The following is a 12,126-nucleotide window of genomic DNA, read 5'->3' as shown; positions in this document are numbered from 1 at the left end:
GAGGGCGGGCTTGGTGGAGGACGCCGCTCGGGCCCTCTGGCAGCGCGCCGCGGCCCTGGAGAGTCCCGCCGACGAACGTCCCGATCACCCTTTTCAGGAGAGGACACCCATGCCCATGTACCGACCCCGGAACGATGACGCGTTCGTCGACGAGCCCCCGTACGGGGACGCCGCCACGTATGTGAGCGCTCCGAGCGCGTGGCGGCGGCGACGGATCATCCTCGCCGCGTCACTCGCGGCGCTGCTGGTCGGCACAGTCGTGGCCGACAGGGTCGCGGCCGCCCACGCCGAGAGCCGGACGGCCACGGCGTTCCAGGAAGGGATGGAAACCGTCGATCGGCCTTCTGCGCGCATCAGCGGCTTTCCCGTGCTGACGCAGCTGGCCGAGGGCAGCCTCCGGCACGTCGACCTCACGGCCCACGACATACCTGCCCGCGGCGCGAGTCGGCCCCTGCCGGTGACGAAGCTGACCGTGGGGCTCGACGGGCTGAAGGCCTCGGGGAACGCGACCGAGGCTCATGCCAGTGGTGTCGAGGCGACCGCGTTCCTGTCGTACCGGGACCTGTCGGACACCCTGGGTCTGAACGTGTCCCAGGGCGACGAGCCTGGCCGTGTCAATACGACCGTCGGTCTGCCGCTCGCGGGTGACGTGACCGTGAGCACGGCGGTCTCGGCGGCGACGGGCAACCGCATCGCCTTCACGGACCTCCGTGTCGTCCAGGGCGAGTTGGTCCCTCCCGCGAGGGCGCTGCTGGAGAAGGCCCTGCAAGAGCCCGTCCCGCTGCGGAACATCTCCCAGGGGCTGCAACTGCGGTCGGTCACCACGACGGAGAGCGGGATCGACGCCCGTTTCACCGGCCGCTCGGTCACCTTCCGCCCCAGCTCGTCATCCACCGCTTGACGGAGGACGCCGGCCGACGGTCGGACGAGGTCGGGCAGGGGTGACGGGCGACCTCGTGTGCCTCGTCGGCCCGGACGCCCCAGCATGCCCAGGACCATCTCGGCGAGGATCTGCCGGGCCGCGCGGATGCGTGCCTGACGGGTTTCGGTGCGGCGCCGCTCGAACCGGTTGCTGGGCCGGGCTGACGTAGGCATGCGCAGAGCGTGACGGCCGGGCGATGACATCAGCAGTTCTGATGAATCTATCAATTCCTGCCGCGAGCGCCTTGACGAGGGAATCATCACACTTGATGATTCCCTCAATATGGCGATGTCGCTCGGAGGGCACCATGTCTGAAACCCGTTTCCAGGGGGCTGATGTCAAGACGGCCCACCAGGACCTCCACAGTGAGCGGGGCGCCCTGCGGGGCGAGCACCCGGGCCGGGCCCGGAATCCCGTGATCAAGGTGGCGGACCTGGCCTGGCTGGAGTTCGAGAAGCCGGACCTGGACCGGGCCGAGGTCTTCGCCCGTGACTTCGGCTTCCAGATCGCCGCTCGGACCGAGCGGGAGCTGTGGCTGCGCGGCACCTTCGCCGGCTCCCCCTGCACGGTGATCCGGCGCGGGCGCACGTCCCGTTTCATCGGGCCGGCGTTCAGGGCTGCCGAGCGGGCCGATCTGGACCGCCTCGCGCGGGCCACCGGCGCCGATGTGCGAGACCTCAGCAAGGACGCCGTGCCCGGCGTCGGCAGGGCGGTCGACCTCCTCGACCCCTCCGGCCTGCCGGTGCGCGTGGTGCACTGCGCCGAGCGACTGCCCGCACTGCCCGGACAGCAGGCGCTGCTCCTCAACTTCGGCACCGGTCACCGTCGTACCAATGCCACGCAGCGCCCGCCGCGGGAGCCGTCCCGGATCCAGCGCCTGGGACATGTGGTGCTGGAGACGCGGGTGTTCGCCCGGGCCCTGGACTGGTACCTGGACACCCTCGGCATGATCGTGTCCGACTTCCTGTTCCTCGACGGCCGACGCGACCGCGGGCCGACCATGGCGTTCATCCGCTGCGACCTGGGAAGCGTGCCCGCCGACCATCACACGCTGGCGATGCATCTGGGGCCGGGCAATGGTTACGTCCACTCGGCGTACCAGGTGACCGACCTGGACTCGATCGCCGCCGGCGGCGAATACCTGAAGGAACGCGGCTACCGGCGCAGCTGGGGCATCGGCCGGCACATCCAGGGCAGTCAGCTCTTCGACTACTGGCGCGACCCCGACCACTTCATGCTGGAGCACTTCGCCGACGGCGACCTGTTCTCCTGCGACCTCGAACCCGGCTGGGCGCCCATGTCCACGAGCGGTCTCGCCCAGTGGGGGCCGCCCGCCACCCGGGACTTCCTCGGCACCACGCCGACACCCGCCAAGCTGCGCGAGGTGCTGCACGCCCTCCGCGCCGACAACGAACTCGACCCCGCCCGCCTGCTGGGCCTGCTGAAAGCTGTGAACTCATGAGCACCAACGTCCTGCGCACCGGTGGGGGAGGCTGGTGGGTCGTCCGCGGCGACCGGGCCGTCCCCGTCGACACGAAGGCCGTCACCACCGCCGAGCTGATCGCCGACCGCGCCGCCGTAAGAGAGGCGGCTCTCTCCGGCGAACCCGGCACGCCTGTCGCCGACCTGGTCGTCCTCTCGCCGGTCACCACCCCCTGCCGAGTGGTCGCCCAGATGGTCAACTACCGCAGTCACGCCCGTGAGTCGGGCTTCACCGGGGACATCCCGCCCGCCTTCTTCCGCAAGGCGTCCGGCTCGGTGAGCGGCCCGCACGACACCGTCGTACGCCCCACCCATGTGCGGTTCCTCGACTACGAGATCGAACTCGGCCTGGTCATGGGCGCATCCCTGCCCGTCGGCACCGTCGGCACCGTCGTCGAGGAGCGGGACCTGCCGTCGTACGTCGCGGGACTCGTCGTCACCAACGACGTCAGCGCCCGCGAGATCCAACTGACCAGGACGCAGTTCTACGAGAGCAAGTCGTACCCGACCTTCACTCCGGCGGGTCCGTACCTGGCCCTGCTGGAGCCGGAGGACTTCGACCGTCTCCTCGACCTTCGGCTGAGGCTGAGCGTCAATGGCGAGCCGCGTCAGGACCGCACCCTCGCCGACATGATCGTCCGCCCGGCACAGGCCCTCACCCTGCTGGCCCGCTTCCAGACCCTCGACGCCGGCGACCTGCTGCTCACCGGCACCCCGGGCGGCACCGCGCTCAAGGCCCCGCCGAAGCCGGTCGAGAAGATCGGCGCGCTCCTGCCGCCCGCCCTGAGGTGGAAGGCGTTCTTCAAGAGCCAGGCGAAGAACCCGCACTACCTGCACGCGGGGGATGTGATCACGGCGACGATCGCGACCCCCGACGGCCGGATCGACCTCGGCGAGCAGCGCACGCCCGTCACGGACGCGAACCAGAACCCGGGGTGAGCCGCACCATGACCGCCGACGAGGCCGGACCTCGGGACACCGCGCCCGGATCGGCACAGAACAATCCCGCTCCCGTCGTGATCATCGGTGCCGGACCGGTGGGCGTGACCGCCGCCCTCCTCCTCGCCCGTCGCGGAGTCCGCAGCGTCGTCCTGGAACGCCACCAGGACGTCTACCCGCTCCCGCGCGCCGTCGCCACCGACGACGAGATGCGCAGGATCCTCCAGGCCGCGGGTGTGGGGGAGGAGTTCACCGCGATCGTCCGCCCGGCAGGCGGGCTACGGCTGCTGGACGGCCGGCACCGGGTGATGGCCGAGTTCAGGCGAACCGCACACGGCCATCACGGTTACCCGCAGACGAGCATGTTCGACCAGCCCGAGCTGGAGCGACTGCTGCGCGAGGCCCTGGCCCGGCGTCCGGAGTGCGAGCTGCGCGGTGGCGTGGAGGTCACCGGCATCGGCCCGGACACCGTCGGCCCGGTGCGTGTGACGTACCGCGACGACCAGGGCGACCACGAGGTGTGGGCGGAGGCGGTGCTCGGCTGCGACGGCGCCAACAGCCTCACCCGTCGAGCCGTCGGCGCGGTCTGGGAGGATCTGCGTTTCGAAGAACGCTGGACCGTCATCGACGTCCGGACGAGCGCTGATGTGCGCTGCTGGGAAGGGGTCGACCAGGTCTGCGACCCGGACCGGCCCGCGACCTTCATGCGCGTCGGCGAGGACCGCTATCGCTGGGAGTTCCGGCAGCGCGACGGGGCGGAGCAGCCGGTCCGTGAGCTGGTCGCGCCGTGGCTGCCGGCCTCGTACGACGGGGACTTCGAGGTCGTCCGGGAGACGCAGTACACCTTCCGGGCGCGCGTCGCCGACCGGTGGCGCAGCGGACGGGTCTTCCTCCTCGGCGACGCCGCCCACCTCACGCCGCCGTTCGTCGGGCAGGGGCTCTGCTCGGGAATGCGTGATGCCCACAACCTCACCTGGAAGCTCGCCCGTGTCCTCCACCAGGGGGCGACGAGCGGCTGCTGGACACCTACGAGAGCGAGCGCAAGCCGCACGCCCGGCATGTGATCCGGCTCGCGGTCGCCATGGGCTGGGCCATGACCGGCGGCCAGGACGGCGCCGCGGCACTGCGCCGCAAAGTCCTGGCCGCGGCCTGCCGCATCCCCGGCCTCACCGCGGCGGCCGGCCGCGACCTCAGCCGGCCCCTGACCGCGGGGCCCCTGGTGCGGCGCCGTGCGCGCCGAGGCCTGGTGGGCGCCCACTGCCCGCAGCCGTGGGCCCGAGACGCCGACCGACGGCCCACCCGTCTCGACGAGCTCCTCGGCGACTCCTTCACCGTCCTGACCGCCGTCGACCCCTGGCCCTCGCTGAACGCGCTCGCCCACGGGCTCGGCGTCCGGGCGGTCCCCGTGGCCGATCTCGGCGACGACGGCACACTGGCCGCCTGGCTGCGCACCGGCCGGGCCGACGCCGTGCTGCTGCGTCCCGACCGCGTCGTCATGGACGTGGTCCCAGCCGGGGGCCGCGACTTCACGGACACCGCCGACTGGGCGTCCCTCCTGCACACCACGCGCACCCCCCACCTCTCCCCACGGACCGTGGAGAAAAGCCCGCCGAGGAGCACCGCACGATGACCAGGCCGTACCCGGAACCCTTCACCACGCCGGACCCGCAGGCCGTCGCCGACAGCCGCATCGTGGACTTCGCCCGCCACGCCGGGGTGGACGGCACCGACTACACCGCCCTGCACCGCTGGTCGATCACCGACCTGGAGGGCTTCTGGTGCGCGGTGTGGGAGTACTTCGACGTCGACGCGCACACGCCGTACGAGCAGGTCCTGGCCGAGGAGACCATGCCGGGCGCCCGCTGGTTCACCGGCGCCACCCTCAACTACGCCCACCACGCGCTGCGCAACCTCCCCGACGACGGCGTGGCGATCATCGCCCTCGACGAGACCGGCGCCGGCTACGAGGTGACCGGGAAGCGGCTGCGTGCCCAGGTCGCCTCGGTGGCCGCGACCCTGAGCGACCTGGGGGTCGGGACGGGCGACCGGGTGGTGGGCTACCTGCCCAACACCCCGCACGCGATCGTCTCCTTCCTGGCCGCCGCGAGTCTCGGCGCGGTGTGGTCGGTGTGCGGGCAGGACTATGCCTCCAAGGCGGCCGCCGACCGGTTCGCCCAGCTCGAACCGACCGTGCTGATCGCCGCCGACGGCTACCTCTTCAACGGCACGACCCACGACCGACGTGAGGCCGCTCTCGAACTGGCCCGCGCACTATGGCGACCTTGGTGCTCACCGCTGTTCTCCTTCCTCGGCGAATCCGACCCGCACGGAGCCCAGACCGGAGACGGTGGCCTCGAACACGTCACCCGGCGTGGCGGGTGTCATCGGGCCCAGGGCGCCGGTCAGGACGAGGTCGCCCGCCCGCAGCGGGTCGCCGCGTTCGGCGAGGGCGGAGGCCAGCCAGACCGCCGCGTTGAGCGGGCTGCCGAGACAGTCGGCGCCCGTTCCCCGCGAGACCGGCTCGCCGTCGCGGGTCATGGTCATCGACACCGTCCGCAGATCCACGGCGGTCAGCGGTACGGGCGTGGCGCCGAGGACGTACAGCCCGCAGGAGGCGTTGTCGGCGACCGTGTCGAAGAGGGAGATGTCCCACCCCCGCACCCGGCTGTCGACGATCTCCAGCGCGGGCAGCGCGAAGTCCACCGCGCGCAGCACGTCCACGACCGTGCACTGCCGGTCCGGCAGATCCCGTCCGAGGACCAGGGCGACCTCGGCCTCCACCTTCGGCTGGAGCAGACGCCCCACGGGTACCTCGCCGCCGTCCGGTACGGCCATGTCCGCGAACAGCGCGCCGAAGTCGGGCCGGTCCACGCCGAGCTGGCGCTGTACGGCTGCGGAGGTCAGTCCGATCTTCCGGCCGACGATCCGGCGGCCGGCGTCGAGGCCGCGCCGCACGTTGAGCTGCTGCACGGCGTACGCGGTCGCCAGATCGCCGCCGTCGTCGAACAGATCACGTACGGGCGGGCAGGCGGCCCCGGTGCGGGCGGCCTCCGCGAGCCGGTCGGCGGCCTCGACCACGGCCGGTGGGGTGGCGTCCGGGCGGACGCCGGCGGGTGCGGTCGACACAGGTTGCCTCCAGGGAGGGAGAAGTGGTGGGTGAACACCGATATAGACAGGGTCCTTCGAAGGCGACAAACTGCGTTCCGTGACACGGAACAATGCGGCCGGCAGCATGCTGGAAAAGGCGGCGGTCATCCTCGACTGCTTCATCCCGAGCGGTGGCCCGTACCGTCTGTCGGAACTTTCGGAGCGCGCCGGACTGCCCAAGCCCACGGTGCACCGGCTGGCGGCGGACCTCGTCCGGCTGGGCTGGCTGGAGCGATCGGGGCCTCGGTACCGTCTTGGGGCGAAGCTGTTCGAACTCGGTTCACTGGTGCCTCACCGACTGGACCTGAGGGAGGCGGCCCTGCCCTTCCTCCAGGATCTGTTCGAGGCCACCCGCGAGACCGTCCACTTCGGTGTCCGCGAGGGCATGGATGTCGTCTACCTGGAACGGATCCATGGTCACGAGGCCCTGCGACTGCCCTCGCGGATCGGCGGCAGTCTGCCGCTGACCTGTACCGGCGTCGGCAAGGCGCTGCTGGCGTTCTCCGGAGCCGAACTGGCCGACGAGGTGCTGTCCCGGCCGCTGCCGAGCCTCACCCCGCACTCCATCACCGACCCGGACCGGCTGCGCATGGCCCTGGAGAAGATCCGGGTGTCGGGCCTCGCCTACGAGGAACAGGAGGCCGCGCTGGGGGTGAGCTGCATCGCGGCCCCCGTCTTCGCCGGCGGCACCACCGTTGCCGCGCTTTCGGTGGCCGTGCCGCGCTCCCGTTTCAGCCCGGCACAGCTGGCCCCTGCCGTGCGCACGGCGGCGCTGGGGTTGTCCCGGGTGCTGAGGGGCAACGGCTGATCGCCCGCATGCCGAGTTCTGCCTCACCGCACGCTTTGATTGCTCGTTGGTGTGCAAGTATCATGCTATGTGGTCACCTGGCATGTAGTCGAACGATTCCCGCGAGGTTCGCATGACGAAGGCTGTGGGGCGCGTGCCGCAGCGACAGAACGCGCGGTCGAACCGGGCACGCATCCTGGCGACCGCCCGGGAGAAGCTGGGGGCCGATCCGGACATCACATTGGAGGAACTGGCGCGCGCCAGCGGAGTCGTGCGGCGCACACTGTTCGGGCATTTCCCGGGCCGTGCGGCTCTGCTCGAAGCCTTGGCGGACGAGGCGTCCGAGGCGTTGCTCGCCGCCTTGCCCGACGGCGCACGGTCCGAGGAGTCGGCCGAGCGGGCGCTCGCGCACTTCGTGTTCGCGATCTGGCCCCTTGGTGACCGGTACCGCATGCTTCTGGCGCGCGGTCGGCGTGAGTTGAGCGCGGAGCGCGTCGCCGCGATCCTGGGACCGGCTCGAAGCGAAGTCGCAGGCATTCTGGAAAGAGGGCAACGGGAAGGCGTTTTCCCCGGGCACCTGCCGCCCGCCGTTCTGGGTTTCGGGCTGGAGGCGATGCACTTCGCATTGCTCGAGGAGATCCACGCCGGTGCGATGGAGAACGACGAGGCCCGCGTGGCCGTCGCCACGCTCATCGCGGCCGGAGTGCCGGAGGAACGTGCGCGGGCGGTCGTGGACGACATCGGTCGCTCTCCCGCCGAGGGCCCTGCGGTGGAGCGGAACCGCGCCGAGGGCTGAGCCGGCGCCGTCCCACGTCGTTGAGGCGCGTCCGATCCGTGCGTAGGCTGTATACAGGCGGGTGATCCAACGGCTGGGCAGGGAGTTCCGTGGCGCGGGCGACTGGCAAGGGTGAAGCGGTCTACGAACGGCTGAAGAGCGACATCGAGTCGCTCCGGTTGCGGCCGGGGGCCAAGCTCGGCGAGGTCCAGCTGGGCGAGGAAATGGGTGCTTCGCGGACTCCGGTGCGGGAGGCGATCCGGCGACTGGCCCAGGAGGGGCTGGTCGACTTCGTGCCGGGGGAGGTGGCGCGGGTCGCCGCGATCTCGCTGGGCGGGGTGCGGGCCCTGTTCGAGTTCCGCATGCTGCTCGAGCCCAGGGCGGCCGCCTCGGTCGCCGCGTCCGGCGTGACGGACGCGCGGGTCCTCGTGCCCTTCCGCGAACTCCACGAGCGGCTCGAGGAGTTCGACGAGTCCTTCCGCGCGCTGGACGCCGCCGCGCAGGCGCGCTCGTACCAGGAGTTCTACGACATCACCGAGGCGTTCGACCAGGCGGTCATCGTCGCCTGCCGCAATCCCTACCTCGCCCGTACGATCCGTGACCTGCGCAGCCAGACGGTGCGCCTGCGACACCTCTCGCACAGCGGGCCGCGCCGCATGCTGACCTCGCTGGAGGAGCACCGCGCGATGCTGAAGGCGATTCGGCAGGGGGATGTCCAGGCGGCTGAGGCGGCCTGCCTGCACCATCTCGCCCAGACCCTCCAAGCCCTCATCGACAGCCTGACCAGCCAGGATCTGACCCTCGGCGCGGACGTCCGGCTGGATGCCGTGAGCTGAGACCCGCTCTCCGTCCAGCGTCCGCGCACCCCGGCGCGGGCCATCCTGTGGTTTCATGCACCCAGTGCTGTATACATAACTGTATACAGATTTGGATGCATCACTGGATGCATCGTTTCTCGACGTGAGGGGCCGTCTCATGCCGCACACCGTCGGCGCCGCCGAGCTGCTGGGGTTCGCCGCCGCGACCGCCGAAGCCCATGGCGTCCCGTCCGAAGACGCCCGTCTGTTCGCCGACACCCTGGTGACCGCCGAGCTGTGGGGGCATCCGTCCCATGGCATGCTCCGTCTGCCCTGGTACCTCGACCGTCTCGCGAGCGGGGCCACCGCGGCCGTCGCGGACCCGCACGTGGTCAGCGACAACGGTGCGGTGCTCGTGGTCGACGGCCGGGACGGTCTCGGGCAGATCCTGGCCGAGCGTGCCGTGGCCTGGGGTGCGGAGCGCGCCCGCCGGCACGGCATCAGCGCGGTCGCGGTCCGTAATTCGGGTCACTTCGGGACCGCCGCGTACTTCACCCGCAGGGCCGCCGAGCAGGGCTGCGTGGCGCTGCTGGCCACCAACGCCAGTCCGGCGATGGCCCCCTGGGGCGGCCGGGAGAAGAGGGTCGGCACCAACCCGTGGTCGATCGCCGCCCCGGGCGGCCGGTACGGCACGGTCGTGATGGACATCGCCAACACGGCCGTGGCGCGCGGCAAGATCTACCACGCCAAGGAGCGCGGCGAACCGATCCCCGAGGGCTGGGCGGCGGACGCGGACGGCGTGCCGACGACCGATCCGCAGCGCGCGATCGAGGGCCTGATCCTGCCGATGGCCGGCCACAAGGGGTACGCGATCTCCTTCATGTTCGACGTGCTCGCGGGCGTGCTGACCGGCAGCGCCTTCGGCTCCTCGGTCGTCGGTCCCTACCGGTCCACCGGCCGCAGCGGCGTCGGCCACCTGCTGATCTGCGTCGACATCGGCTCGATGGCCGACCCGGCCGAGTTCGAGCGGCGCATGGAGGCCCTCGTCGAGGAGACCAAGTCCACCCCCGTCGCCCCGTACGCGGCGGAGGTCTTCGTCCCCGGCGAGCCGGAGACCCGCACCGCCCGGCGGCTGCGCACCGAGGGCATCACGCTCGTCGACGACACCTGGGCCTCCCTCGCCCGGATCGCCGACGCCACCGCCGTACCCCTGCCTGCTCCTGTCGACTCCAAGGAGTTGTCCGCATGATCGCCCTGACCGTCACCCTCCAGGTCAACCCCGGCTGCCGTGAGGACTTCCTCGCGGCCATCAAGGAGAACGCCGAGCGCTCCTTCACCGACGAGCCCGGCTGCCGCTGGTTCGACGTCGTCTGCGACCTGGCCGACGACCACCATTTCGTCTTCCACGAGATCTACGACGACGAGGCCGCCGTGGAGGCGCACCGCTCGGCGCCCCACTTCAAGGTCTGGCGTGAGGCGGTGGCCCGGTACGTCGTCCCCGGCAGCCAGGTCAACACGCTCTCCCGTCGCCTGTTCCACCACTCCTGAAGGAGCCGCTCTCATGTGCACCGATCGCCCTGCCGCGCCGAACCTGCTCATCCACCCCGACAAGGTCGAACGCTTCGACCGCGGAGGCGGGGTGGCCACCGTGCCGTACGTCGGCAAGTGGAACTCGTCCACCGCCGTCGTCACCACCGGGCAGACCGTCTTCCAGCCCGGCACCGGCCTGCCCCTGCACAGTCACAACGTCGAGGAGTCCGTCCTGATCCTCGAAGGCGAGGCGACCGCCGAGATCGACGGCGAGTTCTTCGACCTCGAGCCCGGCCAGGCCACCTGGGTGCCGGCGGGCATCCCGCACCGCTTCTTCAACCGCGGCGAGGGCGTCATGCGGATCTACTGGGTCTACGGCGGCCGGGACGTCACCCGCACCATCACCGCGACCGGCGAGACCTTCGAGCACCTCTCGGAGCACGACAAGGGCGGGGCCCCCACATCATGAAACCCACCCTCCACACGGTCGACCCGAGCACGGGACAGCCGGTCGCGGCGAGGTGGCCACGGCAAAGGGATAGTCGTCTTCCGCGTCGACGCCCCCCGACCGGGTCAGCGTCTTCGCCGTCGACCACGACACCGGACGCCTCACCCCCACCCCCACCTCGACAACCGGCGCCTCTTGGTCGCCGGTTACGCCACCGGTATCCCCGCCGTGCTGTGCCCCGCGCCGCCGACGGCCGCCTCCAGCCGGCCGACCAGGTCATCGGGCTGACGGGCGCCCCCGGCCCCGACCACACGCAGCAGACGGGTCCGCACCCCACCACATCCCGTTCGTGTCCGACCGACAGCACGCCCTGGCGCCCGACAAGGGCACCGACCGCATCTCTCACTTCACCTACGACACAGCCCGCGGGGCGCCTCACCTCCGCTGCCCCCCACGGCCACCACCATCCGCTCCGGCGCGGGACCCCGTCACATCACGTACCACCCCCACCTCCCCCTTGCCTGCGCTTCCGCGCTCCTGGCTGCCGACCCTGCCGCCCGCCTTCACCGGCGTCAGCACCGCCGCCGAGATCCGGGTCTGCGTCGTTTTCAGCACGCGCGGCGGAGTCCGGTAATCGCCCACGTCCGTCAACCGACGTCCGGGAGAGGCCTCCGGGCGACCTCCCGGGCGTCGTCCGGGGGTACGCCGAGCATGCGCAGGACCATTTCGGCCAGGTTCGACGCAGCCGTGTCGCCGTCGAGATCGGGGCGGGCGAACCTGAGTTCCACCAGGGACAGCAGAGTTCCGCCCAGGGCGGTGAGGGCGACGACGGGGTCGAGGACGGTGAAGCGGCCGGAGTCGATCCCGATCTGGAGATCACGGAGCGCCCGCACGGCCAGACCGTTGTCCGAGAAAAGGTGACCGAGCCCCCGCCGGCGCAGCACCTGCATCATCCGCGGGTGCGATTCCGCCATGCGGGCGCTGAGCCGGAAGCCGGCCGAGACGAGCTCGGCGGGGTCCTCGATGCCCGCCAGATGCTCGTCGAAGGTCTGCCCGAACTCGTCCAGGGCGTCCAACACCGCCGCCTCGAACAGCTCCGTCTTGGACTGGAAGTGGTTGTAGAAGGAGCCGAAGCCGACGTCAGCACGCTCGGCGATCGCCTGGATGCTGGCGCCGGTGTCCCCGGTCTCGGCGAGAATCTGTTGGGCCGCGCGAACGAGCGCCCGCCGTGTCTCGGCGCGGCGACGCTCGAAGCGATTGCTGGACGGGGCTGACGTCTGCATGGACCGAGTGTAGTCA

At 71.2% G+C, this 12,126-nt stretch carries 13 protein-coding genes and 3 pseudogenes; 12 read left to right on the top strand and 4 right to left on the bottom strand.

Annotated features, from left to right (window positions below):
* Positions 1-109 precede the first annotated feature (109 nt).
* A complete protein-coding gene (locus ABZ464_RS44580) occupies positions 110-901 on the top strand; it encodes a DUF2993 domain-containing protein (protein ID WP_359287652.1) in 792 nt (263 codons plus the stop codon).
* 98 nt (positions 902-999) lie between these two features.
* Here ABZ464_RS44580 and ABZ464_RS44575 read toward each other — a convergent pair.
* Positions 1,000-1,095 (bottom strand): annotated as a pseudogene (locus tag ABZ464_RS44575) (TetR/AcrR family transcriptional regulator); the annotation flags it as partial.
* Between the two features lie 134 nt (positions 1,096-1,229).
* On the opposite strand from ABZ464_RS44575, the gene ABZ464_RS44570 reads away from it, so the two are divergent.
* From ABZ464_RS44570 to ABZ464_RS44555, 4 genes and pseudogenes are all read left to right on the top strand, one after another.
* Positions 1,230-2,384, top strand: coding sequence for a VOC family protein (locus ABZ464_RS44570; RefSeq protein ID WP_359287651.1), 1,155 nt, complete (start codon positions 1,230-1,232; stop codon positions 2,382-2,384).
* On the top strand, positions 2,381-3,343 hold the full coding sequence (locus ABZ464_RS44565; RefSeq protein ID WP_359287650.1) for a fumarylacetoacetate hydrolase family protein: 963 nt from the start codon (positions 2,381-2,383) through the stop codon (positions 3,341-3,343). Before ABZ464_RS44570 ends, ABZ464_RS44565 begins: the two co-directional genes overlap by 4 nt.
* An 8-nt stretch (positions 3,344-3,351) precedes the next feature.
* A pseudogene (locus ABZ464_RS44560) lies at positions 3,352-4,973 on the top strand (bifunctional 3-(3-hydroxy-phenyl)propionate/3-hydroxycinnamic acid hydroxylase).
* Positions 4,970-5,652, top strand: a pseudogene (locus ABZ464_RS44555) (acetyl-coenzyme A synthetase N-terminal domain-containing protein); the annotation flags it as partial. The pseudogenes ABZ464_RS44560 and ABZ464_RS44555, both read left to right, overlap by 4 nt.
* Here ABZ464_RS44555 and ABZ464_RS44550 read toward each other — a convergent pair.
* Positions 5,633-6,469, bottom strand: a complete 837-nt coding sequence (locus ABZ464_RS44550; protein ID WP_359287649.1) for a fumarylacetoacetate hydrolase family protein — start codon at positions 6,467-6,469, stop codon at positions 5,633-5,635. The pseudogene ABZ464_RS44555 and the gene ABZ464_RS44550 overlap by 20 nt on opposite strands.
* Before the next feature lie 106 nt (positions 6,470-6,575).
* Here ABZ464_RS44550 and ABZ464_RS44545 point away from each other — a divergent pair, with 106 nt between their 5' ends.
* The 6 genes from ABZ464_RS44545 (at position 6,576) to ABZ464_RS44520 (ending at position 10,848) form a co-directional block, all read left to right on the top strand.
* Complete coding sequence (locus ABZ464_RS44545; RefSeq protein WP_359287690.1) at positions 6,576-7,298, top strand: IclR family transcriptional regulator; 723 nt, start codon at positions 6,576-6,578, stop codon at positions 7,296-7,298.
* Between the two features lie 112 nt (positions 7,299-7,410).
* Positions 7,411-8,073 (top strand): TetR family transcriptional regulator, encoded by a 663-nt coding sequence (locus ABZ464_RS44540; RefSeq protein WP_359287648.1) that lies wholly within the window; start codon positions 7,411-7,413, stop codon positions 8,071-8,073.
* An 89-nt stretch (positions 8,074-8,162) separates the two neighbouring features.
* Positions 8,163-8,888, top strand: a complete 726-nt coding sequence (locus tag ABZ464_RS44535; protein WP_359287647.1) for a GntR family transcriptional regulator — start codon at positions 8,163-8,165, stop codon at positions 8,886-8,888.
* 139 nt (positions 8,889-9,027) lie between these two features.
* Positions 9,028-10,098 (top strand): Ldh family oxidoreductase, encoded by a 1,071-nt coding sequence (locus ABZ464_RS44530; protein WP_359287646.1) that lies wholly within the window; start codon positions 9,028-9,030, stop codon positions 10,096-10,098.
* Positions 10,095-10,397, top strand: coding sequence for a putative quinol monooxygenase (locus tag ABZ464_RS44525; protein ID WP_359287645.1), 303 nt, complete (start codon positions 10,095-10,097; stop codon positions 10,395-10,397). The genes ABZ464_RS44530 and ABZ464_RS44525 overlap by 4 nt, the downstream gene beginning before the upstream one ends.
* 13 nt (positions 10,398-10,410) lie before the next feature.
* The gene (locus ABZ464_RS44520; RefSeq protein ID WP_359287644.1) at positions 10,411-10,848 is read left to right on the top strand and encodes a cupin domain-containing protein; all 438 of its coding nucleotides are present in this window, start codon (positions 10,411-10,413) and stop codon (positions 10,846-10,848) included.
* A 185-nt stretch (positions 10,849-11,033) separates the two neighbouring features.
* On the opposite strand, the gene ABZ464_RS44515 is transcribed toward ABZ464_RS44520, so the two are convergent.
* A complete protein-coding gene (locus ABZ464_RS44515; protein ID WP_359287643.1) occupies positions 11,034-11,159 on the bottom strand; it encodes a hypothetical protein in 126 nt (41 codons plus the stop codon).
* A gap of 17 nt (positions 11,160-11,176) precedes the next feature.
* On the opposite strand from ABZ464_RS44515, the gene ABZ464_RS44510 reads away from it, so the two are divergent.
* Positions 11,177-11,461, top strand: coding sequence for a hypothetical protein (locus ABZ464_RS44510; RefSeq protein WP_359287642.1), 285 nt, complete (start codon positions 11,177-11,179; stop codon positions 11,459-11,461).
* A gap of 13 nt (positions 11,462-11,474) precedes the next feature.
* On the opposite strand, the gene ABZ464_RS44505 is transcribed toward ABZ464_RS44510, so the two are convergent.
* Positions 11,475-12,110 (bottom strand): TetR/AcrR family transcriptional regulator, encoded by a 636-nt coding sequence (locus tag ABZ464_RS44505; RefSeq protein ID WP_359287641.1) that lies wholly within the window; start codon positions 12,108-12,110, stop codon positions 11,475-11,477.
* Positions 12,111-12,126 lie beyond the last annotated feature (16 nt).

The sequence above is a fragment of the Streptomyces sp. NPDC005820 genome, from assembly GCF_040630255.1.
In the GTDB taxonomy this organism is placed as follows: Bacteria; Actinomycetota; Actinomycetes; order Streptomycetales; family Streptomycetaceae; genus Streptomyces.
This window is presented reverse-complemented; position numbering and strand designations above follow the sequence as displayed.

Excerpts from the sequence above, each read along its gene's own strand:
- ABZ464_RS44580 (WP_359287652.1), top strand. The coding sequence starts at position 110 with ATGCCCATGTACCGACCCCGGAACGATGACGCGTTCGTCGACGAGCCC.
- ABZ464_RS44570 (WP_359287651.1), top strand. The coding sequence starts at position 1,230 with ATGTCTGAAACCCGTTTCCAGGGGGCTGATGTCAAGACGGCCCACCAG.
- ABZ464_RS44565 (WP_359287650.1), top strand. The coding sequence starts at position 2,381 with ATGAGCACCAACGTCCTGCGCACCGGTGGGGGAGGCTGGTGGGTCGTC.
- ABZ464_RS44545 (WP_359287690.1), top strand. The coding sequence starts at position 6,576 with ATGCTGGAAAAGGCGGCGGTCATCCTCGACTGCTTCATCCCGAGCGGT.
- ABZ464_RS44540 (WP_359287648.1), top strand. The coding sequence starts at position 7,411 with ATGACGAAGGCTGTGGGGCGCGTGCCGCAGCGACAGAACGCGCGGTCG.
- ABZ464_RS44530 (WP_359287646.1), top strand. The coding sequence starts at position 9,028 with ATGCCGCACACCGTCGGCGCCGCCGAGCTGCTGGGGTTCGCCGCCGCG.
- ABZ464_RS44525 (WP_359287645.1), top strand. The coding sequence starts at position 10,095 with ATGATCGCCCTGACCGTCACCCTCCAGGTCAACCCCGGCTGCCGTGAG.
- ABZ464_RS44520 (WP_359287644.1), top strand. The coding sequence starts at position 10,411 with ATGTGCACCGATCGCCCTGCCGCGCCGAACCTGCTCATCCACCCCGAC.
- ABZ464_RS44505 (WP_359287641.1), bottom strand. The coding sequence starts at position 12,110 with ATGCAGACGTCAGCCCCGTCCAGCAATCGCTTCGAGCGTCGCCGCGCC.